Genomic DNA, 25,716 nt, shown 5'->3' with positions numbered 1-25,716 from the left:
GCTGTTATAATTCGGCCATTCTCTCGCCAAAGGAGATTGCTTTAATGAAATATAAACAGCTGACACAAGCAGAAAGATACCAGATTTACGCGTTAATAAAAGCAGGAAATAACCAAAAACAGATAGCTGATGAACTCACTCGTTCACCGTCATCTATCTCTAGAGATAGATGACGCAATAAAGGGCTTAAAGGCTATCGACCTAACCAAGCCAATAATTTTGCAGAGCAAAGACGCAAGTCATCTTTCAAAGCAAGTAAGTTAACAGATGATGTTACTGACTGGATTAATAAATTGTTGGTTGACGGACTTTCGCCAGAGCAGGTGGCAGGCCGCTTAGCTTTAGAGAAAAAGGTCGTTTTGCATCATGAAACGATTTATCAATATATTTACAGAGACAAGGCTCGTGGTGGTGAACTACATAAGACACTCACTCGTGCATGTAAAAAGTATAAAAAACGCTATGGAAGCTACGATAAACGTGGACAGATAGTTAATCGAGTCAGTATTGATGAACGCCCAAGTATTGTGGATTCAAAGTCTAGGATTGGTGATTGGGAGGGCGATACAGTGATAGGCAAAGGGCGTAAAAATGCCCTTGTTACAATGGTTGAACGTAAAACGTTATATACAGTCGTTCACAGAATTGAAAGCAAGCATGCGAAAATAACAGCCGATGCGCTGATCAAGTGTATGACACCCTATAAAGGTAAGGTTATTACCGTGACTTTAGATAATGGAAAAGAGTTTGCTCACCATGAGCATATTGCACAAAAATTAGAAGCGGATGTGTATTTCGCTCACCCATATTCATCATGGGAGCGGGGCATAAATGAGAATACCAACGGCTTACTTAGACGCTTCTTCCCCAAGGGAACTGACTTTATGTCGCTAAGTGAAGCAGAAATACAGGCGGCAGTTGATAAGCTCAACCATCGGCCAAGAAAAACAAGAGGGTATAAAACCCCTCATGAGTTATTTACGGGGCAATCAGAAGTTCTGGTGGCTGCATAATGATTGCACTTAATACTTGAATTCAAGTTTGGTGTACGGCGGTTCTTTTCGATTAATGCATCGATACCACCTTCATTAACGAGTTCTTGATAACGATAAAATGTATCTCGTGATACGCCCATGACTTTACAGGCTCTTGATACATTGCCTAGTTCTTCGGCAAGGTTAAGTAAACCAGCTTTGTGTTTTATGATTGGATTGTTAGTATGCAACATGAGAGTTACCTTTTTGTTTGTTTTGATTTAAAGATTCGACACCTTTATCAAAACGGGTAACTCTCACTTTTTCAAGTTGAATTGTCAGATCTTGTCTGAACTAATACAGTTAACATTGTTAACACCAAGCGATTTTGTCGTATCTTAATTACCAAGCGATTCTGTCGTAATTGCTAATTACCAAGGGAATTTGTCGGTCATTTTTTTATGTGCCTGTTAGTGTTTATTTTTTTGAATACTAGAAGGCATGTTGAGGATGATTGTGATGGACTCTAAAGCTCAACTCACTGTTGATATCATTGCTAAGGTAGTCGAAGGTAGAATAACAATTGCCAATGCTGCAAAATTACTCGGTAAGTCTCGACGCACCATTGAACGCTACGTAAAGCAATATCAGCAAGTCGGTATTCAATTCGCTATTCATGGTAATAGCGGTAAAACCCCGCCAAACAAAACGCCAGTATCAATTAAGAAAGCAGTACAGGCTTTGATTAAAGATAAGTATTTCGATTTGAACTTGTTGCACTTGGCTGAGCAGTTGGCCGAAAACGAAAACATTGTTGTGAAGCGCGAAACACTGCGAGGTTGGGCGCATGATATTCACCATGTTAAACGAGCTAAGCGCAGGCGCAGCAATGTTCGTAAACGTAGAGAGCGTATGGAAGCAGCGGGCTTAATGATGCAAATGGATGGCAGTCCGCATCGCTGGTTTGGGGATAAAAAGCACTGTTTAATTGCCATGATTGATGATGCTACCAGTGAAGTATACGCAGAGTTCTTTCTCTCAGAAACGACGGTTGGTTGTTTGAAAGTGATGCGAGATTGTATTGAAGCCAAAGGCGTTTTTAAAACGCTTTATGTGGATAGAGCCGGTATATTCGGTGGCCCTAAACGCTGCAACTTCTCACAGATGCAGAGGGCTTGCGAGGAGCTAGGCATTGAAATCATTTTTGCCAACTCACCGCAAGGCAAAGGCCGTATTGAGCGAGCATTCGATACCTTCCAAGACCGTCTTGTTCCCGAGCTTAGGTTGAACAATATCAATGATATTGCTGCCGCTAATGCCTACCTTAAACACGTCTTTATTCCGCAGTTCTGGCAAACCAAAATTCAAGTTAAATCAAAGCAAGCACCTGAATTTACGGCTCTGTCGAAACACATCAACCTTGATGATATCTGCGTCATTAAAGATCACCGTAAAATACGTAACGACCATACCTTCAGTTATGGCAACAAGTTCTATTTAATAGATTCACCGCTCAAGCACTCCATTGCCAATCAGAAAATCGAGATAAGGAACACGAGTAAAAAAGGGTTTACCGCTCACTTCGCTGGCCGCAAACTCAAGATCTCTGAAGTTAATGAACCAAGCAAACTCGCATCAGAAGACTTGGCAGTACAGAAGAAACTTGAAGTATTAGCGTTAATCGAAAAACTCGGAAGCGTCAGCGCTGCATCACGCCAAAGTGGCGTATCACGAGATACTATTCACCGGCACTTAAGACTAGTTAAGCAAGGTGGCCCTGAAGCATTAAAACGCCAAGAAACACCTAATCTACGGCACAAAAACTGTGTGGATAAGGCAATAGAAGACGCCGTTGTGCAATTCTCTATTGAACACCCTCACCTTGGTCAGCAGAAAGTCGCGATGAAGCTCAGTGAAGCCTTAGGTGTTGATATTAGCGCGGGCGGTGTGCGTAGCATGTGGCTAAGAAACAATATGAATACCACCGCATTGCGAGTCGAAAAATCTAATGCTTTAGCTGAATCGGCATAAAAGATAGCCAGTTTAGCAACTGGCTGATATGCTATTTACGACAAAGTCGCTCGGTAATTAGACCGACATAATCCCTTGGTAATCACACTAATACAACTTAGCACAGTGCTAATATCCTTTCATAGCTTAGTTCTTAAGGAACACAGACCGTGTGACTTCCTATCTTAAAACGGCAAATATCATTGTTTTTCTCAATGCTTTGCCGCTTACAATTTACCGCTAGTAGCTCAAATACACGATGTATCTTATGGCTGCACCGTGTTTGTTCTATGCAATCCAGAATATCATCCAACCAAAGATAACTGCACTTACTCGCTCTAAATGTCGAGATCGCACACTTAAATATCGTCGCTGCACTATGGCAGATAAAACGCTTGATAAGTGTTTGCAGTATACTCAGCCAAACCAATGATTCGGCAATATGAGGATCTCGTGTGATGAACCCTTTAAGGTTATTCCATGACTTTAGTTCTTTGAAAAACAACTCAATTTGCCAACGAGTTGCATATATATCGAGTAGCTCGTCAAAGCTAAACTGTGCCTCTTTTAAATTAGTAACAAGGAAAACGGGGCGCTTTTCATTCGGTAAATAGATAAGCCTGTACTCGGGCCCATTTTTCTTCCAACGTACTGTTAATTCAAGTGGTTGGCTTGCGAATTTATCGAGTAACGTTTTGAGTTTAATGTTCTTTTCTTTAAGTTCTATACCCGCGCAATAGGCTGATGTAACGATTGGGTTAATGTTTTTATTTGCTCTGATCAAAAAATATCCGCCATCTTGAGCTACTTGCTCAAAGTAATCTAAGTCAAAATACCCAGCATCAGCAAGTAATAACGTATCTTCAAGTGTGTGGCTACCTGGTAAAAAGGCGCGCTCAGTTTCAACATCAGGACGAATATCTATTTCGCAGGGTTGTTCATTAAATAGGTCATAGGTAACGTGCAACTCAATTGCGGCAGGACTTACAGCAGTAAAACGACCAGCAAAAACCTGCGCTAATTCATCATGTAGAGCAAATGAAGAACCATCTTGCAATAACACTCGCTGTATTCCTCGCTGGGTAAAAAAGGTTTTATCCAGCGTGTTTACAGTCAATTTAGACATCGCTTGAATAACGAGCTCACGGACAAGCTCAGTCAAGGCTGGTTTTCGAATTTGATTATGAAAGGGTTTATAACTTATCGTGCAATCAGCCTGCGTTCGCAAGTTTTGATGGATATCTGACAAGTTAGCGTCTTGCAGGCAAGATAAGCTTTTAAATACGGCTTTGAGCAGAGAAACGATCGACAGGCAACGGTGTCGAACTTGAAATCCAGAGGTTTTTGCAAGCTCAATGAGGTGTTTTTCTGAGATAAGGGCTTTTAATTGGTTTGAAACTTGGTTAATCTGCATGTGAACTCTGTTTTTAGTCATGTTTTTATTGGCGTAACTATTTGATCATTAACAGAGTTCAACTTCAAGCTTTCTTAAGATCCAACCTATGAATATCCTTTAAAATAAGGTGCGCTTTAGTTTTTATATAAATAGCCAAGCTGTATTTGCTTGGCTTTTTTGTGTCTGTTAAACACTTCGTTTCTAAAATGAGATATTATTTCAATATGTTCAGTTGTTTTATTTTCATACAGTCTTGATTCTATTTTCATCTAATTAACATTAAATGCAACCTAAGACGTATATTGTACTGGGGAGTGTAAGTTTGTGTAAATTTCTTCTAATTAAGATTCATTCTCAGTGCGTTTTAATTTAGAATGATCGTTCACTCTAAACTAAAAGGTATTTAACATGCAGCGTTCCCGCATCGCTTTATTTGTATTGTCCGCCCTCGTAGGTTCTGTTGCTTTAACTGGTTGTGACCAAGCAACTGAGCAGTCACAAGCTTCAGCTCCTCAAGCTGTGCCAGTGGGTGTACTCACATTAAAAAGCCAAGCGCTTACTCTCAAAAAAGAACTTCCTGGGCGTATCAGTGCATTTCAAATTGCTGAAATTCGCCCACAAGTAAGTGGTATTGTGCAATCTCGTTTATTTGTCGAAGGTAAAGAGGTTAAGCAAGGCCAAGCACTGTATCAAATAGACCCAGCTACATTTGAAGCAGACCTTGCAGCAAGTGAAGCGAGCGTTGCACGCGCAGAGGCAAGCATTGCCAGCTCTAAATCAAAAGCATCACGTTACAGCGAACTCTTAAAAATCAAAGCAGTGAGTCAACAAGACTTTGACGAAGCGGATGCTGCGTACAAACAAGCAAATGCTGAATTATTAACGGCTAAGGCTCAGTTAAAATCAGCGCAAATTAACCTTGATTACAGCCATGTATCTTCTCCTATTAGTGGCCAAATTAGTAAATCAAGCGTAACAGTGGGTGCATTAGTAAGTGCTAATCAAAGTACAGCACTTGCTACAGTGACTCAATTAGACCCAATTTATATTGATTTAACACAATCGAGCAATGAGTTGACGCAACTTAAAAAAGCGATTGCATCTGGCCGTTTAGGTATTGATGCAAACAGCCAAACAGATGTTGAATTAATAATGGAAGATGGCTCGGCGTATTCTCACAAAGGAACGTTGCAGTTCTCAGAGGTGACTGTTGACCCAAGTACCGGCTCTGTAACTTTGCGCGCTAAATTCCCTAACCCTGAAAAGCTATTATTACCAGGCATGTATGCACGTGCATCTATTGTTGAGGGCGTTAAAGCGGATGCGATTTTAGTACCGCAACGCGGTGTAAGCCGTAACAACAAAGGCGAGCCAACAGCAATGGTTGTTAGTAAAGATAATAAAGTAGAAAGTCGCGTGTTAAAAGTGGATAGAACCGTTGGTTCAGATTGGCTTGTTACTGATGGCCTAAGTGATGGCGATAAATTAATTGTAGAAGGCTTACAAAAAATACGCCCAGGTGCGCCAGTGAGTCCTTCTGAAATTCAGTCATCTACAAAAGCTGATAAAGCACAATAACGGAGAGTTGTAATGTCACGATTTTTTATCGACAGGCCCATTTTTGCATGGGTACTGGCAATAGTAGTGATGCTAGCAGGTATTTTGGCTATACAAAGCTTGCCAATTGCACAGTATCCGTCAATTGCACCGCCAGCAATTAGTATCACGGCAACGTACCCTGGTGCATCTGCACGTACGCTTGAAGATACGGTTACGCAGGTTATAGAACAAAAAATGAAAGGGCTGGATGGCTTACTTTATATGTCATCAACGTCTGAATCGAGCGGTTCAGCAACGCTTACTCTTTCATTTAGTGCCGAAACAGACCCTGATATTGCACAAGTTCAAGTGCAAAATAAATTAGCGACTGCAACACCACTTTTACCTGAAGAAGTACAAAGGCAAGGTGTTGTTGTTGCAAAGTCTGCTCGTAACTTCTTAATAGTATTGGGTTTTGTGTCTAAAGATGGCAGTATGACCAACATCGATATTGGTGATTATGTATCATCAAACGTGCAAGATATTGTTTCACGTGTTGAAGGTATAGGTGAAGTGCAATTATTTGGCTCACAATACGCTATGCGAATTTGGTTAGACCCTTCAAAACTGCAAAATTATAAACTAACGCCAGCGGATATTAGCGCCTCAATTAGCGCGCAAAATGCACAAGTATCTGCAGGCCAATTAGGAGGAATGCCAGCAGTTGCTGGACAGCAACTTAATGCAACGGTGACAGCGCAAAGTCGTTTACAAACGGTCGAGCAGTTTGAAAATATTTTAGTAAAAACAAATCCTGATGGCTCTTTTGTACGCCTTGAGGATGTTGCACATGTAGAGTTGGGTGGCGAAAACTACGGTGTTGTAGCACGCTACGATGGACAACCTGCTTCGGGTTTAGGTATTAAATTGGCCAGTGGCGCGAATGCACTTGATGCAGCGGCAGGCGTTAAAGCCGCAATTGATGAGTTAAAACCTTATTTTCCTGAAGGGTTAGACGTAGTTGTACCTTATGACACCACACCGTTTGTATCTTTATCAATTGAAAAAGTGGTTCATACGCTTATTGAAGCGATTATTTTAGTGTTTGTCGTCATGTATTTGTTTTTACAAAACTTCCGTGCAACGCTTATTCCGACTATTGCCGTGCCTGTGGTATTGCTCGGTACGTTTGGTATTTTGTACGCATTTGGTTATTCAATCAATACGTTAACCATGTTCGCAATGGTACTTGCCATAGGCTTACTTGTGGATGATGCGATAGTTGTAGTCGAAAACGTTGAGCGCTTAATGACCGAAGAGAAGCTCTCGGCAATTGAAGCTACGCGTAAATCTATGGATGAAATTAAAGGGGCGTTGGTCGGTATTGCCATGGTGCTTTCTGCGGTATTTATACCAATGGCATTCTTTAGCGGCTCTACTGGGGTTATTTATCGTCAATTTTCTATAACACTTGTATCAGCGATGGGGTTATCGGTTTTAGTGGCCCTTATTTTAACACCTGCATTGTGTGCAACGCTTTTAAAACCAAGTCATGTACATAATAATAACACGTTATTTGGCCGATTTTTTACAGGCTTCAACCGTGGTTTTGATAAAACAAACTCAGGTGCACAAAGCTTTGTGGGCCGTATGCTTAAGCACTCTAAGCGCTATTTGCTTATTTATGGCGTGATTGTGGGCGGCATGGTTTATGTATTCTCAAGCTTACCAACGGCATTTTTGCCTGATGAAGACCAAGGTATTTTGTTTAACCAAGTGTCATTACCGGCAGGCTCTACAACACAAGAAACACTTGAGGTTGTTAAAAAAGTAGAGAATCATTTCTTAAATGATCAATCTGAAGCAGTTAACGGTATTTTTACCGTGACTGGTTTTAGTTTTGCAGGTTCTGGCCAAAACTCAGCGATTGCGTTTGTTAACTTTAAGCATTGGGATGAGCGTCAGCGCGATGACTTATCTGTTAAAGCGGTTGCAGGTAAAGCAATGGGCTACTTTTCAACAATAAAAGAAGCCTTTGTTTTTGCATTTCCACCGCCGGCAATTGTTGAGTTGGGTACGGCCAATGGCTTTACTCTCTTTTTACAAGACCGTGTTGGCCTTGGACATGATGATTTATTAGCGGCAAGAAACCAATTGTTAGGTATGGCAAGCCAAAGCCCAATTTTAGCGGGTGTTCGTCCAAATGGACAAGAAGACATGCCAGAACTCCAGCTTGATGTAGACTTAGCTAAAGCTGAAGCACTTGGTGTTTCACAAGGCGATATAAATAGCACGCTTGCCACTACTTGGGGTAGTAGTTATGTAAATGACTTTATAGACCGTGGTCGTGTGAAGAAAGTATACCTACAAGGTGATGCGCAGTCGCGTATGGTGCCTGAGGATCTAAACAAGTGGTATGTGCGCAATGATCATGGCGACATGGTGCCGTTTTCAGCTTTTGCTAGCTCGTTTTGGACATACGGTTCACCACGCTTAGAGCGTTACAATGGTTTTTCAGCAATGGAAATTCAAGGTAGTGCAGCGCCTGGTTACAGCACGGGACAAGCAATGGATGAAATGGAGCGTTTAGTTAAACAGCTACCTAATGGTATTTCGTCTGAGTGGACCGGTATTTCATTCCAAGAGCGCTCAAGTAGTGGTCAAGCACCCTTATTATATGGCTTGTCGCTGTTGTTTGTATTTTTATGTTTAGCTGCGCTTTATGAAAGTTGGTCGGTGCCATTTGCGGTAATGATGATTGTACCACTGGGTATATTTGGTGCGATTATGGCGGCACTGGCTGGTGGTTTATCTAACGATATTTACTTGCAGGTAGGTTTGTTGACCACCATTGGTTTGGCATCTAAGAATGCGATACTCATTGTTGAGTTTGCGATTCATAAAATGGAAGAAGGACTTGGTTTAGTTGATGCTGCTATTGCAGCTGTTCGCCTACGTTTGCGCCCAATACTCATGACTTCGATGGCTTTTATTTGTGGTGTTTTACCGCTTGCTATTGCTTCAAGTGCGGGTTCTGGTGCGCAAAATGCGTTAGGTATTTCGATTATTGGCGGCACACTCGCATCATCAATATTAGTTGTTGTATTTGTACCGTTATTCTTTGTGTTAGTTCGCCGTGTATTTCCTGGTAAAACTAACGAAACAACAAAGGAGAGCGCAGAATGAGCATTAAAACATTAAGCCTAAGTGCAATCACTTTATTAGTACTAAGTGGTTGCCAATTAGCGCCAGAGCAAAAAGACCTTGTGCTACCAGTATCTGATGCTTATGCATCAGGTACTGAGCAAAGCGCTGCGCAGCAATTAAAGTGGCAGCAGTTTTTTAATGATGAAAAACTACAAACGTTAATTAGTCAAAGCCTTGAGCATAATAAAGACATGCAAATTGCAGTGCTTAATGTGCAGCGTGTGCGTGGTTTGTATCAAATTGAAGACTCTGCTTTGTATCCGTCTCTTGATTTAAACGCATCAGGTACGCGTCAGCGCTTACCTGCTGATTTAGCGGGGACTGGCGATGCTACTATTAGCTCGCAGTACAGTGCAACAGTGGGTATTACCTCCTACGAGTTAGATATTTGGGGCAAAGTGCGTAACCAATCAGCGCAAGCCCTGCAAAATTTATACTCTACAGAGCTTAGCCAATACAGCACGCAAGTGTCGTTAATTTCAGAGTTGGCAAATGCATGGCTCAATTACGCGACGGATTTACAACTGCTAGAGCTTGCAAAAGAAACGCTGACTTCTCAGCAAGAGTCATTATCGCTTACGCAAAAAAGCTTTGATTTAGGTGCAGCTTCTTCAATTACCCTTGAGCAGCTTAGAAGTACAGTTGCTACAGCAAAAGTAGACATAGCAACGTACAAACGTTTGTTAAAGCGTGATAAAAGTGCCTTAGATTTATTAGTTGGTAAATCTGTTTCAGCTGATTTACTGCCTAATAAAGACCTGACTAACTTGATTAGCATGCCAGAAGTACCGGTTGGTTTACCGTCTGACTTGTTATCGCAGCGCCCTGATATTAAAGCCGCTGAGCATTTAATGCTTGCTGCAAATGCCAATATTGGTATTGCTCGTGCGGCGTTTTATCCAAGCATTAGCTTAACAGCCAATGCTGGGTCTGCTTCAAGTGACTTAAGTGGCTTGTTTGATTCAGGCTCGGGTACATGGAGTTTTGTGCCGACAATTAGCTTACCTATTTTTAATATGGGACGTAACCAAGCAAATCTTGATGTAGCAAAAGCTGATCAAGAAATTGCAGTGGCAACGTATCAGCAAAAAATTCAAAATGCGTTTCGCGAAGTAGCCGATGCACTTGCTGATAGAGAAGGTTACCAAGAGCAATTAAGTGCCCTTGATATGCTTATAAGTAGTTGACAAATCACGTTTGATTTATCAAAAATGCGTTACGAAAAAGGTGCAGATAGCTACTTGCAAGTACTTGATGCTCAACGTACATGGTACGGCGCGCAACAGCAGTTAATTGCGGGTCAGCAAGCGTATCTTGCGAGTCAAATTAACTTGTACAAAGCGCTTGGTGGCGGATGGAACGTAGCCAGTGAAATAACTCAGGAAGAGAAATAATATATGCGGCTTTTTAAAGCCGCATTACATATTTATATGACGAGACTATTTATAGCTTCTCGCTTTACTGAGCTTATAACTTGGTAGTGGAGTTGAACTTGAAGCCTAAATCAAAAAGGCAAACAGATCCCGCGATAGCACTGGCTAGGCGTGAACAAATATTAACAGCTGCTGCAGAGTGTTTTCGCCGAAAAGGTTACCATGGTGCGGGTATGGCTGAAATATCTAAAACGGCAGGGATGAGTGCAGGCCATATTTATAATTACTTTGAAAGTAAAGAAGCCATTATAGAACGCATTATTGAAAAAGACATGGAAGAAATGTTCTCCATCTTTCAAAAGTTTGAAGATCACCCTGGTGATGTTTTAGCGGCTCTTTTAGATGGTTTAAATATTGGTGTGCAAAGGCACATGGACACAGGATCATGTGTCATTGATTTAGATATGATGGCAGAAGCGGGTCGAAATGTTAAAGTCGCAACTCTCTTGCGTGAAGCAGATATTCAAGCAAGAGGTCGCATGAGGCAGCTTTTAACAAGCGAGCGAAGTGCGCTCAAAGACATTGATGAGCTTGAACTTGAAAGCCGAATTAATGTTATTTTTTCGATGATGGCGGGGTTATTACTCAGAAAATTACTTTACCCTGAGCTAACTGAAGAAACGGTACTAATCGCACTTCGCCCCGCGATGAAAACATTACTGATGCCATTTGACAAAGCCCAGTAACGCTCAAAATAAGCTAGCCAATACTTTGGCTAGCTTATTTTTTAGCTTACTTATACCAATCTGCAATAATACTTAATTAATTTGATGGATTAAACCTGATGATAACTGCGTTAAAAGCCTCTGATATAGGCAACTAAATAACGAAATTTTTGCCTTGTTATCGACACGATTTTCTTATCTCAAAATAGATCACTTAATTAAGCGAATAGGTATTAAAAGCGCTCGATTGACCATTGAATTGCAACGATTGCGATAGCAACGGAACCCATTGGCATTAACCACTTTTTATACCAAGTGTAGTGTCGTACATAAATGAGTATTGGTAAGGCCATCAGTAATATACTGAGCTGACCGATTTCTACGCCTAAATTAAACGCCAATATACTGAGTAGTTGATAATCGCTCGACAGGCCAAGCTCGCCAAGTACGCTCGCAAATCCCATCCCATGTAGTAAACCAAAAGCAAAAGTAAGCCAACCTAAGCGCAATACCAGCGGCCACACATTATTTAATGCTGCAAATAAAACCGATATAGCAATTCCTAGTTCTACCCAACGACTATTTGGCGAGACTAAGTTCATAGCTGTGGCGGTAAGCGTAATAGAGTGCGCAAGAGTAAACGCGGTTACTATCCATGCTGTGTGTTTAATAATTTGTTTTTTAGAGCTAATACCTTGCCATGCTTTATCGCTGCGTTTTAAAACACAGGTAAGTAACAAAGCGATTAAAAATAAAATATGATCAATTCCAATCCAAATATGTAAAACACCCTGATACACGTATTGATTAAACGTACTTAAATAACTTGATTGCTTAAAGCTGAACGTTTGTTGTGTCTCGTTGATATTAAATAAACGAGATACACCGTTTATATTTACGATGGATTTATGGTTGGCATCGGTTTTAAAAAAAGCAGAATAGGAAAGAGAGATTGCTTCATTGTCATAACAGCTAAACAGTAGCGGAATCACCAAATAAGGCTGGTTTAAATGGTTATCTAGCTGATAGATTCCTTCACTTTTTAAAGGGCATGTTTGCGCGTTTTGCGTGATATTTAAATTTTCTTCAATGAAGTTATTAATTGAGCTGCGTTTTACTTTTATTTCTGCCCACGAAATTTGTCCGTTTTTATCTAAATCCAGAGGCACTGCGTGCTCTAAGTCGCCTATATTAATTTGCCAGGTACCCGTGTATTGGTTTTTGTTGGTGTTGGTGTCATTATTGTTCTCGCTATTTAAGGTTATATAACTTGTACTTAGTTGATGGGCAAAGGTGTAAGTTGAAAAAATGCACAGCATTAAAGTGAGTATAAATAGATAAGGTGTTTTCATCGTGTATCTCGTTGCATCGCTTTTGCTTGAATAAGTAATTGCTCATCGGTACTCATTTTAGCCTGTTGCCAATTAATATGAGCTCAATCAAGTGCTTTAGCGATTTGGTTGTTCGTTAAAGTAATAAAGTTCTGTATAAAAATATCATTATGATTGTTTAATATGTAAATAAGTTTATTACCTTGAGTTTATGCTAATACCAATTCGTAATAATACCTAATCAATTTTAAGGATTAAACCTGACGCTAACTTCGTTAAAAATTTCTTATATAGAACAAATGAATATCGAAATTTTTGCCTTGCTATCGACATAGTTTACTTACCGAAAAATAGACCACTTAATTAAACGAATTTGTATAACTGATGTAGTTTAACTCGTTCCATTGTAGTTTTTAGCATTATTTTCAAAACGTACTAAATTTAGCTACCCATTCGTATTGATCCCTAGCACTAAATGGACACAATACTAAGCAATGTTCTTTAGTTCAAATGCTTCTGGGCTGAGATAGCCATTCGCACTATGCCTTCTAACTTTATTGTAATCAACTTCAATGTATTAAAATACTGCTTGGCGCATTGTTTTCCTATCCATAAATAGCTTAGACTTTCAATGAGTGGAAGAAATTTTCTGCGCAGGCGTTATCCCAACAATTTCCTTTTCTGCTCATGCTCTGCTGTAATTCATAATTTTGCAGCAGACTACGGAAGTCTCCAGATCAATATTGACTACCTCGGTCACGGTGAACGATAACACCTTTAGGTTGGCCTCTACGGAAAATAGCCATTTCTAACGCATCACACACGAGATCTGCTTTCATGTTAGGACTCATTGACCAACCAATTACCGCTCTTGAAACAGGTCGATAATAACGGCTAAATAAAGCCAGCCTTCGCTGGTCCATAAATAGGTAATGTCCGTTACCCACTTCTAATTTGGTGCCGTGACAGTAAAATCACGCTCAAGTAAATTAGGGGCAACTTATGATTGCTGTCAGTTGTGACCTTGAATTTACGAGTCGCTTTGGCCGCTAAGCCTTAGCGTCTCATGCTGTCGCCGTTTAATACATGTAGTTTGCTGATTATCTTCCAATTCAACTTGGATGCGAGTAGCACCATAACACTGCTTTGAATCAACAAAAATCTGTTGTATTTACTCATCTCGTAGCTGTTGTTGCAATGCTCGTTGACTAACCTGCTCAGCGAATTTAGGCCAATGATAAAACCCACTTCGCGACACTTCAAGCACCAAAGCCATGCATGACACCTTAAATTCTGCTTGGTGCGCTCGCATGAATTTGAACCGCTTTATTTTTGATTCTTCGCGAAGTAGGTGGCGGTGAATTCAATAGGTCAATGCAACACCTTATAATTGATTGTTAATTAACCTGAAATCTGCTTAAGCGATAACTGATGAGTTAAGCTCTACGTCAGTTAAATTAAGGTGTCTAAATCTCTAGCTGTAGCAGCAACACCGATTTTTGCAGCTAACGGAACAGCTTCTTGTTTAAATTCAGTTGTATGAGTTTTACGTGGTTTCTTTGTTTTCATAAGTACCGCTATGATTATTGTACTTACTTAGTAGTGTATCTAAAAGTAGTGGGAGGGATCACAAACACATTTAGTAATAAATTCGCATCATACAAATGCTAAAAGGGCCGAGGTTACAGGCGAAGAAGAGCTTAAGTACGTACTAGATGGTGAAGTTAAAACTGCTCAAAAACTGGTTATTACTATTGAACAAGCCTCATTAAATGTGATTTGTAAAGAGCAATAAATCGCGCTTGCTACAATCAAAAAGGAGCTAAATCAGCTCCATTTTTACATCATTTTTTAATTGATGGCCAAACAAACCCTGTTGTATCGGGCGCTTGAGAAGATGTTTCTCTCGGTGCACTTTTTGGTCTACGAATAGGTTTGTTATTTATAGTGTGAATATAAAGTGTTTCCACTTTATCACGAGCCCAAGGCGTTTTACGCAGAAACTTTAAACTCGATTTAATGCTCGGTTGATCAGTAAAACATTTAATTTTTACTTGCTCGCCAAGTGTTCTCCAGCCAAGTCGCTGTTCTAACTCAACAAGTATTTGTTCTAACGTTACCCCATGTAAAGGGTTTTTAGGTTGATTATCCATAGCCATACTACTTATTTAAACTTCGTGCATTGTAGCTCAAATCAGCTTTTAGCGCTAATTCACAGTGATTTTTTTAGGAGTCGTAGGGTAAATAGCATTGCCTTGTTTATCTGTTTTAAGCCAAATGAGTTGGCTGTTACTATGCTGGGGAGTTTTAGCACCGCACAAAAGTGTAAATGAGTGAATTTGTATTAATGACCCTTCGCTATAGCGTTTGTTGTCATACCAACAGTTAGATTCTTCATTTACAAACTGGTTTGCATCAATAATTGAATGGGTTTTAAGCGTTGTTGCTTCACTAAGTATTGAATACGATAAGCTGCTAAAACAAAAACATAGAATTAAAAAGTGACGCATTAGAGGCCTTTAAATAGGGAGGGTTAAAAATAATACATTAAGCTAAAAAACGTGCTAGTGTAAAGTACACAAAGTGATTTAATTATAAACTTAGTTATTCACAGAACAATAAAAAGGTGCACACAATGCAATTTAATCAAACAATGATCGAAGAATTCACACTATTAGCAAAATTCCCTCGCGACAGTAAAATGCAGGGTATTAAATTACATTCAGACGCAGAGCCAAGCTTACTTAGTGCAGCGCAACGTTTATTTGAAAAAGGGATTATAGATAGCCCAGATGGCGGATATTTAACTGATCTGGGCTTAGATTTAATTGAGCACGTTACGGTTATTCATAGTGCGCTACAAAGTTAGTTACTAAAAATTAGCTTAATTTGCATCGGGTTGATTTTGCGGTGCAGCATCATTAAATGCAGCTAGTTTATTACAATGCTCGTAAATGGCTGCAATTTTTGGATAAGCGCTCATATCTACGTTAAAACGGATCGCATTAAATACTTGCGGCACTAAACAAATATCAGCAAGTGTTGGTTGGTCGCCAAAACAGTAGTCATTACTTTCGTTTAGCATTAGTTCTATTTTTTCAAAGCCAACTTCTATCCAATGTCGATACCACTTATTTTTAGCCTCGTCATCAACACCTAATTCGTTTGATAAATACTTCAGCACGCGTAAATTATTAACAGGATGAATATCGCAAGCAATGGCAAAGCTTAAGTTTCTTATTTGTGCTTTTTGCCACGCAGTCCCTGTAATTAACGGCGACTGTGGGTACGTTTCATCTAGCCACTCCAGTATTGCAAGCGATTGTGATAAAACACCATCATCGGTTTCAAGTGCAGGTAGTAAGCCTTGCGGATTAGTGGCTAAGTACTCTTCCCCAAGCTGCTCTGTTTTTAAAAGGTTAATAATAGCAAGTTCATGATCAATTGCTTTTAAGTTAAGCGCTATACGCACTCTATAAGCCGCTGATGAGCGAAAGTAGCTGTATAATTTCATAATTAATCCTGTGAACCTGTAAATTGTTTTTTAATAGTACGCCAGCAATCGGTGTAGTTTGGTTGGCGTTCTTTACCTTCTAATGCATATTTTGTCGGTGAAATTATATAGCGCGACTCAAACATAAAGGCCAATGTATTTTCGTATTTTTGTGGTGTAAGTTCAGCGTTTGAAGCTTTTTCAAATACGTCGGCTTCAGGTCCATGTGGCGACATACAATTGTGTAAACTTGCGCCACCAGGTACAAAACCGTGCTCTTTTGCATCATATACACCTTCGATTAAGCCCATAAATTCACTCATAATATTGCGGTGATAATAAGGCGGACGGAATGTATTTTCGGCTACCATCCAACGCGGTGGAAATATCACAAAATCGACATTTGCCATACCTTCAGTAGCAGAAGGAGAGGTTAGTACAGTGAATATAGACGGGTCGGGGTGATCAAAGCTCACTGTATTCATTACATTAAAACGCGATAAGTCGTATTTATAGGGCGCACTATTACCCGTCCATGCAACTACATCAAAAGGAGAGTGCTTTATTTCACAGCTAAATAAATTACCGTTAAATTTAGAAACAAGCTCAAAGTCACCTTCTTTATCTTCAAAGGCTGCTACAGGGTATTGATAGTCTCTGTCGTTGGCAAAACCGTTGGCACCAACAGGCCCTCGCTCTGCAAGCTCTAACGCATGGCCATAATTTTCACAAATATAACCACGGGCTGTATCGTCAATTAAATCAACAGAGAACTTAATTCCTCTGGGAATTACAGCAATTTCACCTGGTTTAATACTTAACTTCCCGCACTCGGTGTGAATTAATAACTCACCTTGCTGAGGGACAAACAACATTTCGCCATCGGCATTGCAAAAGTAACGCCCTTGCATTGACTGATTAGCGACATATACATGAATGCCAATACCAGATTGTCCATTAGCACTGCCATTAGCTGCCATCGTTACCAAGCCATCAATAAAATCAGTAGGCTGTGAAGGCATATCAATAGGGTTCCAACGTAGCATTGTTGGTGGTGTTACGGCTTCAGTAATTGGGGCTGTTCTTATTAGGCCGTTATCAATTGCTTGGTAATCACCTTGCACTACAGACGGACGAAGGCGGTAAAACCAAGTGCGGCGATTTGAAGCGCGAGGAGCCGTAAATGCAGTCGAACTAAATTGCTCGGTGTATAAGTCGTATTTAACCTTTTGTGGGCTAAATTGTCCTATTGGCAATGCACCGGGTAGCGCTTGTGTTTCAAATTCATTACCAAAACCAGTCATATAACTTAATTGTGTCGCCATTACTGACTCCTGTGAGAGGGGGTTGGTTTAATATTATTTTTATTTAAGTTAAGATACTCTCAAATGAGACTAATATCAAATGTGCAACTCCGCACATGCGTAAATATTAATGAACACCAAAGTAAACCTTATAAAGCTGGGATAACCAAAAATGAAAATTGATTTAGCAACGTTTTTACCTTATCAATTAACGAATGTAGCAACACGTGTAAGTAACGACTTTGCCGAGGTTTATCAAACTAAATACGGTTTAAATATTCCTCAGTGGCGAATACTTGCTAATTTAGCGCAGTATGGCCAGAGCAACGCAAAGGATTTATGCACGCAAGCAAACATGGATAAGTCAACAGTGTCGCGCGCGGTAAAAGTTTTAATAGATAAAGGTTTAGTGAGAAGTGAGCTAAATAAGCAAGACAAACGCGCGGCCTTACTTGTACTGAGCAAAGCAGGGCAAAGCTTATATGAAAATATAGCGCCCGATGCACTGAATTGGGAAAAACAATTACTGAGCACTTTAACAAACGAAGAATACGAAGTATTAGTGAGTATTTTTGAAAAGTTAAATAACAAATTAAAGGCATAAAAAAGCCCACCAAAGTGGGCTTTTAAAAAATGTATTTGTTTACAATTCTAAATTAGAAAGTGTAACGAACACCTACACGCATTTGCCATAAAGACGCATCAGATTGTACTGATGTATTTGCGTTGTTTTTGTTAAAGTCTGAGTATACGTAGCGGCCTTCTTCATCAATTGATGTTGAAATCATGCTAGCGCCTACGAAAGGACCTTTCTTAAGTACGCCCCAATCATCGTTTAACAGATTTGTAAGGTTATCAATTACGAAGAATGCTTCACCTTTGTGACCTTCCATAAAACCTGGAAGCTCTTGTGTCACTTTAAAGTTAAACTTAACAAACCAATCAGAGTTCTCTGCGTTACGGCTAGTCGTTTGACCACGTTTTAAACCATTTGATGCAATAAATTCATTGAATTCATTGATATCAGCAGCACTCATGTCGTAAACAACGTTAGGATCGTTTTCTAGTGGAACATACAATAGCTGGCGGTTGCCATTCCAGTTTGAGTCACCGAATTTGCTATCACTGCCATCAAATGTGTAGCTGTAAGGTAAGCCTTTATATGCTTCACCGAATAGGTTAAAGCGAGTAGCAAATCCATCAACAAACTCATGACTATAACCAAGAGTCATAGTAAAACGATGTGGGATTTCGTAATCAGATGAAGCAACACCTGGGTTACCTGGATCTGTTAGCGCAATATTACCGTAGTTAGAACCTGCTGTAGAGCTAGTCATTGGGTTAACATCATCAGAATCTGTGTATGCATAACCAAAGTTTACGCTCACACCATTATCAAACATCTTGCTAACCGCTAATGAGATAACCGATGAATCACCGCTATCACCAGTTACATTTGTAAGAAGGTATTCCTCCTTGCGACCTTCAATTGACTCGTAGATAGGGCGACCGTCAAAAGTATTTTCGCCGCTATCTTGAAGAGCGATGTCACGCGTTAATGCAGCGTCTCTTTTCTTAGAGTATAAGTAATCAAGTGAAATAACATACTCGTTTTCAGTTGTGTATGTTGCACCAAGTGAATACTTCCATTCTGAAGGAATTTCGAAGCCTGGGTCAACAGCGTTTGTTGCTGAATCACCTGAGCCGATTACAGTATTACCAACCTCATCAAATAATTGCTGAGGAACTTCAAAACCTGGTTTACCAGCATTTACATTAGCTGTATTGAATAAATCAATTTTATTATCGTCATCGCGAAGTAATGTACTAATGTTTGTTATACCATCATTCGAATATGAATTTGATAACCAAACATTTGGATTACCACCAGAGAATAAGCCGACACCTGCGCGTACTTCTAGCTCGTCTGTTGCATACCACTGGAAGCCAACACGTGGTTGAATTAAATCAATACCATCAAATGTACTTTGGTTACTGTAGCCATAGCGGTCAGTAAAGTTTTGGTTGAAGTTAGGTACGTCATCACTTGTATATTTGTCGTAACGTAGACCAAACGTAATGTTTGCATGTAGGTCTGTAAATGCGTATTCGTCTTGAACATAAAACGTATGCTGAGCGTACGAAAAGCTCGCAGCAGCATCATTTGGATCATTCGTACCTGCCGCATTATTGTAGTAGATACGGTCGGCAAGACCTGCCTCAAAATTATTTATTGAGTCAAAACGATATTCACCTTCAGTATGCTGAACGAATAAGTTAAATACATCTAACTCTTCGAACTCATAACCAGCAGTAATTGTATGTTGATCAAGGTAGTAAGTACCTGCAACTTTAAATGTAGTTGTATCGTAATCTAAGTCATTTGATTGACGTGAATCATCTGGACCAATATAAACTGTACCACCATCGTCGGTACGAATTTGCATTTCACCAAAGCTGCTTGCTGCATCTAGTGATTGTACTGTTGCATCAAGCTCAGATTTACCAATTCGAACTTCAGTAGAGAAGTCATCTGACCAATCAGAGTAAACAGATGCAATGATTGAAGTGAATTCTGCACTTTGGTCATAAAAGTGGTTAGATAGTGATACACGGCTAGAGCCAGTATCAGACTGTGAAACAGTATTACCATCGTTGTAGTTGTAGATTAAGTTTGCGCGGTGATCTTCGTTGATGTTCCAATCTAGTTTAACTAGTATTTTTTCATCTTCAACAGGCATACTTGAAGGCATACCACCGGCATCATAACCGTAAACAGATTGAGAAATGCTCTGAATTCGAGAAATATCATCAGCAGTTACACTGCCACTGCTTAAACCATCGTAGTTAAACTGTTGAACGCCTTCAAGTTTTTCATATGAAGTGAATAAAAATAGTTTATCTTCAATTAGTGGAAGACCTACGTTGAAGCCGTAACGTTTTTCAGTATAGTTACCGTTATCAACGTCATCACCTTCAATTTTATCACCCTTGAAAGAGTCGCTAGTGTAATCATAGAAAACAGCGCCATGAACATCATTGCCACCAGATTTGGTTACTGCGTTGATGTTACACGATGTAAAACCACCGTACTGAACATCAAATGGTGCTAGCTCAGCAGATACTTGTTCAATTGAATCAAAAGAAAAAGGAGCACGGATAGTCGGGTAACCGTTTGAGCTTAAGCCAAAGTTATCGTTCATACGAACGCCATCAAGCGTTAAGCTGTTGTAACGAGGGTTACCACCACCACAGTTAATTGAACCACGGCTATCATCAATTGTGATACGCGGGTCGATACGAATAATGTCTTTTAAATCACGGTTAATAGCTGGCGTATTTTCAAGATCAGTTAGCGTAAATGTAGACGCCGGACCAGTACCACCAGACATTGCGCTAATTGGCGCGCCAGAAACTACAATTTGTTCCATGCTTGATTGTGACTCAAGAGAAACGTTTACTGGGTAGTCGTTACCAATATTAAGAATAATGTTATTGAATTCTTGGTCTGCATATACATCAGAATCAACAATTACTTTATAAGGACCGCCAACACGCAGGCCTTTGGCTGTGAAATAACCGGCGTCATTTACTTCAGTTGTTTTTACTGATCCTGAAGGCACGTGTAAAATTGTTACTTTAGTGCCGGCTGCGGGGTTGCCATTAGGCCCCATTACTTGACCTTTAATTGCAGAGGTCGTTTCGTTAGCCATTGCAGCGCCACTTACACCAACACATGCTGCAATAGCAAGTGAAAGAGCTGTTTTGCGTAATTGAGTTTTCATTTAATTTTCCCGTGTAGTTAATAATTAAATTTTTATATTTTTATTTTAAATTTTGAAAAATAAACAGTCGAAGTTCATTTATTCAAAATCCGTTACTAGTGTACCTCATTTATTCGTTACAAATAAAATACAACCGCAATATATTTTTAATAAATAGTACTATTTTTGTCTATTTGAGTGTTTTTTTGAGCAATAACTCTATATCGGGGTTTATATTACGCGGGCTTTATGACAAACATGTGAAATTGTAGGGGGAATATGAAAAAACCCATTACAAACTTGCAATGGGTTTATTGTGATTTACAAATAACTTAACACGTTATTTGTATTGCTTTAAGGCTTAAAATTTGTAGCTGATACCAACTTTAGCCTGCCAAGCTGATGACGATGAACTGATTTGCGAGTAATTACGCACATCCGCACCGTTATATGCTGAATCGATAATATAACGACCTTCCTCATCTAAACCACCAAAGTCATAAATAGTTTGGTTTGCATAGCTTAAACGTTTCTCTATACCCCAGTCACTGTTAAGTAAATTAGCAAAGTTATCAATCATGAAGTAAATTTCACCACTGTGACCTTGTGCAAAACCAGGGATCTCTTGCTTGATGCTTATATCCATGGTTGTTACCCAAGGCTGAGTTGCTGTGTTTTTACCGAGTATTTGGCCTCGTTCAGAGATACCGGCTTTGTTTAACAGCAGCTCTAACTGATTCCAATTCATTTTTGATTCACCCCAGTTTACGAGAGGGTCATCAGCTCCTGTTGGAATATAAGGTAAGTATGCACCGTTTGTGTATAACGTACTTGTATCGCCTAAATCACTGTCTTGGTACATATTCATCGTGTAGCTAAATGGGCGACCTGAACGACGTTCAAAGTAAACATTAAATTTGGTTGCGTAGCCTGAGAAGAATTCAGTATTGTAACCTAAATTAATTTTAAAACTGTGTTCCACTTCGTAAGAGCCACGTGCAGCAAGGTCTTCGTTACGGTTAACGGTAACATTATGTTTGTAGTTACCTTCAGCTTGCGATGCTGAACCAATAGAAGATTCAGTTACGTCTTGGTGTGCATAACTAAAAGAGGTAAATAAGCCGTTGTCCCATTCTTTAGCAAGGCCTGTTGAAATAATAATTGAACGACCATCTTCAGATGAGTTAGTCATTACGATATCAGCATTATCAAAGTTGTCATAAATAGTCTGGTTAATAACTCGTTCACCATCTGCCGCTAATCCAACTGGTTGAATCGAAGCATTGTGCCATACGGCTTCATTTTCTTTTTTATGATAAGCGATTTCTGCTTGCCACTTAAAACCGTTGCCCAATAATTCAGAGTCGAATTCGTATTCAAAACCAATTTGAGTACGAATGCTTGAAGGCAATTTAAAATTAGGGTCTATAAAAGCAACGCTGCCGCTGCCCTTTTCTAATGAGTTTTTAATTTCATCTGGGACTTGAGTAATATCAGCTTGGTTATTAGCATAATATTCATTAATAACGGTTGAAGGGGCGGTTACCTCTGTAATACCATCGGCTTGGAATGAGTTGTTATACCAAACGTTTGGAATGCCACCTTGGAAACGACCAATACCACCACTAATCGTAAGTGCTTCTGTAGCATAATATTTAAAGCCGATACGCGGTAAAATAATATCTAGTCCGTCAAGATTTTCTTGATTGGTAAAGCCATACGTATTAGCAAAATTTTCATTAAGTGTTGGTTTGTCATCTGATGATAAACGCTCATAACGCACACCCGCTGTGACTTCTAAATCATCGCCTATGTAAAATTTATCTTCAATATAAAGTGCAAGTTGGTTACGCGTTACATCATAAGCTTTATCAGCTGAATTGTTGGTATAGGCATTTTTGTACTCAAAAGCGTATGGGTAGTTACCATTTTCATCTTTTTTCCAATCTGAAGCTTCAAAACTTACCATACGATTTTCAAAGTCATCTAAGCTTTTAAACTGCCACGAGCCTAATGAATCTTCGGCAAATAGGTTATAAAGCTTTAATGATTCGTACTGTGCACCAAAGTTAATTTCATGTTCATCCATTAAATAGGTTGCATCAAATGTAAGCGTTAGGTTTTTAGTTTCAGATACGTTGGCGTGGCGGGTGCTGTCTGTGCCAAAAGCAAATTGAGCGCCTGTACCACGACCATTTTTTTCTTCTTCATAGACACGAACACTGCCTAAATCTGAACGTGTATTGCTGTTTGATGTTACATCTTTATACGCAATGCCTACCTCAGTAGAGAAGTTGTCACTCCAATCTGAGTATAATTTAGTTGAAAAGTTATTAAACTTAGTAACATAAGCATAGGTGTTAGATCGCATAACAACAGAATTACCACCGCTGCTGCTATTGCGCTCGTCTTGATCGTCTTGCCATTGATAAGTGAAATCTAAACGGTGGTCATCACTAGCATTCCAGCTTAGTTTTACTAGTAAGCTTTCGTTGGTATCTTCAGGCGCGCCGGCTAATGAATCAGTAAAGCCATATTCATTATTTAAGATAGAAATGAAACGATTATAGTTAGCTTCAGAAGTATTAAATTCATTTGAAGCACCAGAACCGTCAAAGCCGTAATCTAGATCTTGTTCGCTCGACCATTTAGAATAGTTTACAAAATAAAACAGCTCATCTTCAAGGATAGCGCCACCTACGTTGAAACCATATCGTTTTTCTGACTGGATAGGCTCGACGTCATAAAAAGAATAGGTTTTATGACCTGTTAATGGCTCTAATTCATCTTCTTCACGAATACTTTTTACGTCACCAGCTATCTCAGGAGTCGAAATTTCGTAAAAGCCAGAAAACTTGAACTCATTTGTACCAGATTTTGTTACTGCGTTAATAGTACCGCCCCCAAAGTTACCTTTAGAAGCTGAGAAAGGAGATACATCAACAGAAACTTGTTCAATAGCATCAAGTGCTACAGGAGGCTGAGAAGTAGGGTAGCCACCAAAGTTCAAGCCAAAGTCATCATTTTGACCAATACCGTCAACAGTTAAGCCGTTGGTACGCGGGTTACTACCTGCAAACGTTAGCTCACCACTACCATTAATGCTGGCGAGTGGATTTAAACGCGCAATATCTTTAATATCACGGTTAAAGCTTGGCATGTTCTCAATAGTATCAGAACCAAAAGTGCTACTAGACCCACCTGATTGTTGAACAATCTTATAACCAGACACTTCAATTTTTTCGATGTTTAGCGGAGCTAGCTGCGAGCTTAAACGGTAAGTTTCACCAAGGTTTAAGTAGATATTTTCAACCGTTGTGTCGTTAAACGTATCAGAATCGATGATCACCATGTAAGGACCACCTACACGTAAACCATTAGCGATAAACGTACCACTTTCGTTTGTAGTTAGTTCGCTAATAGTTCCCGTTGGTTGGTGAACTACTTTGATTTTAACGTTTGCAGCACTGCCACCTGAAGGCGTTGTGATTTTACCACGCATTGCAGATGAAGTATCAGCAGCCATTGCGCTTGTAGAAACACCTAGAGCTAAAATTACCGCTCCAGTTAATTTCGAAAGGCGAAGCTTAGTCATAATGTTGATTTCCCGTGTGTAGGTTATATAAATTTAATACAGTTTATTTGTCAGTCGTCATTTTCAGCGCCGTTTCTAACTCTTTTGCAGAAGGGTCAAATAAGGCATTTAGTAATCCAGCTAGTCGAATACCTGCTTGTTGTAAGCGCGTTTTTATAATCGGAGTGTTGTTATATATGTAGCTATAACCAATTTCATCGTTGGTATATTTATAAATTTTTGTTGCTAAATTATGAGATTCTTCAACCCAAGTTTTAGGTGAACTTTGTAAATACTCAGCAATTAGCTCTTTATTGTTTGTATCAATAAATTGTGCAAATTCGGTGTAAGACAAGTTCTGGTTTTCGATTAACTTAGTATCCCAAAGGCTGTGAAGGTTTGTTTCTTCGTTAAAAAATGAAACTTTGATACGGTTACCACCTCTGTCTTCACCTCGACCTGCATGAAATGGTTGGTGACTGTCGCCTACTAAATGTACTAAAAAACGTAAACTGAACTGTTTAGCATCCAAGGTGCTATTTTTATCAGTGAGCGTTTGCATTGAATAGTGAATGCCTTCAAGAATATTACTTACAGATTCTTTGTTTTTAGTATGTTCGTGATTGAAGCTGAAAGTTTTTCCTGGTGCTGCATTAATATAATGCCAACGAGATGATTGTTTTTGCCAAAACTCGCCAGGAGCAGAGCGCATTTCATCAGGCCACGTTGATATTTGCGCAAGTGACTCACCATCAAGGTAGGGTTGTATTGCCGTTTTTGTTGTTTCGGTTATATGAGATTCTGCAATCTTCCCTACAATACGATGGCCATTTTGACCCCAAGCGTATGAGTTAGTGCTTGTGAATATTGCACTAATCAAAAGCGCAGAAGATATCGAGTATTTTATATTGTTATGCATTAGAACTTCCTAAATGAATATTTCATGGGGTTGCTATAAGCTAATGCGGTCAATTGTCCTCACTTTTAATGTTGATAGGAAGGACTCATTAAAATTCATACTTTCCT

General features: G+C 39.6%; 15 protein-coding genes and 5 pseudogenes. 9 read left to right on the top strand and 11 right to left on the bottom strand.

Annotation, left to right across the window (positions count from 1 at the left end; translation table 11 throughout):
• Positions 1-44: 44 nt before the first annotated feature.
• A pseudogene (locus AC0VZ4_RS21860) lies at positions 45-1,013 on the top strand (IS30 family transposase).
• 11 nt (positions 1,014-1,024) lie between these two features.
• On the opposite strand, the pseudogene AC0VZ4_RS21855 reads toward AC0VZ4_RS21860, so the two are convergent.
• Positions 1,025-1,228, bottom strand: a pseudogene (locus AC0VZ4_RS21855) (helix-turn-helix domain-containing protein); the annotation flags it as partial.
• A 256-nt stretch (positions 1,229-1,484) separates the two neighbouring features.
• Here AC0VZ4_RS21855 and AC0VZ4_RS21850 point away from each other — a divergent pair.
• Positions 1,485-3,005, top strand: a complete 1,521-nt coding sequence (locus tag AC0VZ4_RS21850; RefSeq protein ID WP_475441604.1) for an ISNCY family transposase — start codon at positions 1,485-1,487, stop codon at positions 3,003-3,005.
• 133 nt (positions 3,006-3,138) lie between these two features.
• Here the strand turns inward: AC0VZ4_RS21850 and AC0VZ4_RS21845 are convergent, their stop codons facing one another.
• Positions 3,139-4,398, bottom strand: a complete 1,260-nt coding sequence (locus AC0VZ4_RS21845) for an IS4 family transposase (RefSeq protein WP_475441741.1) — start codon at positions 4,396-4,398, stop codon at positions 3,139-3,141.
• Positions 4,399-4,788: 390 nt separating this feature from the next.
• Between AC0VZ4_RS21845 and AC0VZ4_RS21840 the strand changes: the two genes are divergently transcribed.
• The 4 genes and pseudogenes from AC0VZ4_RS21840 (at position 4,789) to AC0VZ4_RS21825 (ending at position 11,245) form a co-directional block, all read left to right on the top strand.
• Positions 4,789-5,958: an efflux RND transporter periplasmic adaptor subunit gene (locus tag AC0VZ4_RS21840; RefSeq protein ID WP_475442122.1), complete on the top strand. Its 1,170-nt coding sequence runs from the start codon at positions 4,789-4,791 to the stop codon at positions 5,956-5,958.
• Between the two features lie 12 nt (positions 5,959-5,970).
• Positions 5,971-9,105 carry an efflux RND transporter permease subunit gene (locus tag AC0VZ4_RS21835; protein WP_475442121.1) on the top strand — a complete coding sequence of 1,045 codons (3,135 nt, stop codon included), beginning with the start codon at positions 5,971-5,973 and terminating at the stop codon, positions 9,103-9,105.
• Positions 9,102-10,520, top strand: a pseudogene (locus AC0VZ4_RS21830) (efflux transporter outer membrane subunit). Before AC0VZ4_RS21835 ends, AC0VZ4_RS21830 begins: the two are co-directional and overlap by 4 nt.
• A 98-nt stretch (positions 10,521-10,618) precedes the next feature.
• Positions 10,619-11,245, top strand: a complete 627-nt coding sequence (locus AC0VZ4_RS21825) for a TetR/AcrR family transcriptional regulator (RefSeq protein WP_475442120.1) — start codon at positions 10,619-10,621, stop codon at positions 11,243-11,245.
• A gap of 212 nt (positions 11,246-11,457) precedes the next feature.
• Here the strand turns inward: AC0VZ4_RS21825 and AC0VZ4_RS21820 are convergent, their stop codons facing one another.
• Positions 11,458-12,576, bottom strand: a complete 1,119-nt coding sequence (locus tag AC0VZ4_RS21820; RefSeq protein WP_475442119.1) for a HupE/UreJ family protein — start codon at positions 12,574-12,576, stop codon at positions 11,458-11,460.
• Between the two features lie 466 nt (positions 12,577-13,042).
• Positions 13,043-13,611: pseudogene (locus AC0VZ4_RS21815) on the bottom strand (IS3 family transposase); the annotation flags it as partial.
• A gap of 571 nt (positions 13,612-14,182) precedes the next feature.
• Between AC0VZ4_RS21815 and AC0VZ4_RS21810 the strand changes: the two are divergent.
• Positions 14,183-14,350: pseudogene (locus AC0VZ4_RS21810) on the top strand (diacylglycerol kinase family protein); the annotation flags it as partial.
• Between the two features lie 49 nt (positions 14,351-14,399).
• Here AC0VZ4_RS21810 and AC0VZ4_RS21805 read toward each other — a convergent pair.
• Positions 14,400-14,708: a VF530 family protein gene (locus AC0VZ4_RS21805; protein ID WP_475442118.1), complete on the bottom strand. Its 309-nt coding sequence runs from the start codon at positions 14,706-14,708 to the stop codon at positions 14,400-14,402.
• A gap of 54 nt (positions 14,709-14,762) precedes the next feature.
• Positions 14,763-15,065 carry a DUF1496 domain-containing protein gene (locus AC0VZ4_RS21800; protein ID WP_475442117.1) on the bottom strand — a complete coding sequence of 101 codons (303 nt, stop codon included), beginning with the start codon at positions 15,063-15,065 and terminating at the stop codon, positions 14,763-14,765.
• A 125-nt stretch (positions 15,066-15,190) separates the two neighbouring features.
• Here AC0VZ4_RS21800 and AC0VZ4_RS21795 point away from each other — a divergent pair, with 125 nt between their 5' ends.
• Complete coding sequence (locus tag AC0VZ4_RS21795) at positions 15,191-15,424, top strand: TIGR02647 family protein (RefSeq protein ID WP_007375551.1); 234 nt, start codon at positions 15,191-15,193, stop codon at positions 15,422-15,424.
• A gap of 15 nt (positions 15,425-15,439) precedes the next feature.
• Here the strand turns inward: AC0VZ4_RS21795 and maiA are convergent, their stop codons facing one another.
• Positions 15,440-16,069, bottom strand: a complete 630-nt coding sequence (gene maiA, locus AC0VZ4_RS21790) for a maleylacetoacetate isomerase (RefSeq protein WP_475442116.1) — start codon at positions 16,067-16,069, stop codon at positions 15,440-15,442.
• A gap of 2 nt (positions 16,070-16,071) precedes the next feature.
• Positions 16,072-17,373 (bottom strand): homogentisate 1,2-dioxygenase, encoded by a 1,302-nt coding sequence (gene hmgA / locus AC0VZ4_RS21785; RefSeq protein WP_475442115.1) that lies wholly within the window; start codon positions 17,371-17,373, stop codon positions 16,072-16,074.
• A gap of 151 nt (positions 17,374-17,524) precedes the next feature.
• On the opposite strand from hmgA, the gene AC0VZ4_RS21780 reads away from it, so the two are divergent.
• Positions 17,525-17,956, top strand: a complete 432-nt coding sequence (locus tag AC0VZ4_RS21780) for a MarR family winged helix-turn-helix transcriptional regulator (RefSeq protein WP_475442114.1) — start codon at positions 17,525-17,527, stop codon at positions 17,954-17,956.
• A 52-nt stretch (positions 17,957-18,008) separates the two neighbouring features.
• On the opposite strand, the gene AC0VZ4_RS21775 is transcribed toward AC0VZ4_RS21780, so the two are convergent.
• From AC0VZ4_RS21775 to AC0VZ4_RS21765, 3 genes are all read right to left on the bottom strand, one after another.
• Positions 18,009-21,137, bottom strand: coding sequence for a TonB-dependent receptor (locus tag AC0VZ4_RS21775; RefSeq protein ID WP_475442113.1), 3,129 nt, complete (start codon positions 21,135-21,137; stop codon positions 18,009-18,011).
• A 340-nt stretch (positions 21,138-21,477) separates the two neighbouring features.
• Positions 21,478-24,711: a TonB-dependent receptor gene (locus AC0VZ4_RS21770; protein WP_475442111.1), complete on the bottom strand. Its 3,234-nt coding sequence runs from the start codon at positions 24,709-24,711 to the stop codon at positions 21,478-21,480.
• 43 nt (positions 24,712-24,754) lie between these two features.
• The gene (locus tag AC0VZ4_RS21765) at positions 24,755-25,609 is read right to left on the bottom strand and encodes a S1/P1 nuclease (RefSeq protein WP_475442110.1); all 855 of its coding nucleotides are present in this window, start codon (positions 25,607-25,609) and stop codon (positions 24,755-24,757) included.
• Positions 25,610-25,716: the final 107 nt, after the last annotated feature.

The sequence above is a fragment of the Pseudoalteromonas sp. QJM3NY_22 genome, assembly GCF_056173065.1.
The sequence above is the reverse complement of the archived record's forward strand: the minus strand, read 5'-3'. Positions and strand labels throughout refer to the sequence as shown.

Coding starts and splice junctions, on each gene's coding strand:
- AC0VZ4_RS21850 (WP_475441604.1), top strand. CDS start 1,485: ATGATTGTGATGGACTCTAAAGCTCAACTCACTGTTGATATCATTGCT.
- AC0VZ4_RS21845 (WP_475441741.1), bottom strand. CDS start 4,398: ATGCAGATTAACCAAGTTTCAAACCAATTAAAAGCCCTTATCTCAGAA.
- AC0VZ4_RS21840 (WP_475442122.1), top strand. CDS start 4,789: ATGCAGCGTTCCCGCATCGCTTTATTTGTATTGTCCGCCCTCGTAGGT.
- AC0VZ4_RS21835 (WP_475442121.1), top strand. CDS start 5,971: ATGTCACGATTTTTTATCGACAGGCCCATTTTTGCATGGGTACTGGCA.
- AC0VZ4_RS21820 (WP_475442119.1), bottom strand. CDS start 12,576: ATGAAAACACCTTATCTATTTATACTCACTTTAATGCTGTGCATTTTT.
- AC0VZ4_RS21805 (WP_475442118.1), bottom strand. CDS start 14,708: ATGGATAATCAACCTAAAAACCCTTTACATGGGGTAACGTTAGAACAA.
- AC0VZ4_RS21800 (WP_475442117.1), bottom strand. CDS start 15,065: ATGCGTCACTTTTTAATTCTATGTTTTTGTTTTAGCAGCTTATCGTAT.
- AC0VZ4_RS21795 (WP_007375551.1), top strand. CDS start 15,191: ATGCAATTTAATCAAACAATGATCGAAGAATTCACACTATTAGCAAAA.
- maiA (WP_475442116.1), bottom strand. CDS start 16,069: ATGAAATTATACAGCTACTTTCGCTCATCAGCGGCTTATAGAGTGCGT.
- hmgA (WP_475442115.1), bottom strand. CDS start 17,373: ATGGCGACACAATTAAGTTATATGACTGGTTTTGGTAATGAATTTGAA.
- AC0VZ4_RS21780 (WP_475442114.1), top strand. CDS start 17,525: ATGAAAATTGATTTAGCAACGTTTTTACCTTATCAATTAACGAATGTA.
- AC0VZ4_RS21775 (WP_475442113.1), bottom strand. CDS start 21,137: ATGAAAACTCAATTACGCAAAACAGCTCTTTCACTTGCTATTGCAGCA.
- AC0VZ4_RS21770 (WP_475442111.1), bottom strand. CDS start 24,711: ATGACTAAGCTTCGCCTTTCGAAATTAACTGGAGCGGTAATTTTAGCT.
- AC0VZ4_RS21765 (WP_475442110.1), bottom strand. CDS start 25,609: ATGCATAACAATATAAAATACTCGATATCTTCTGCGCTTTTGATTAGT.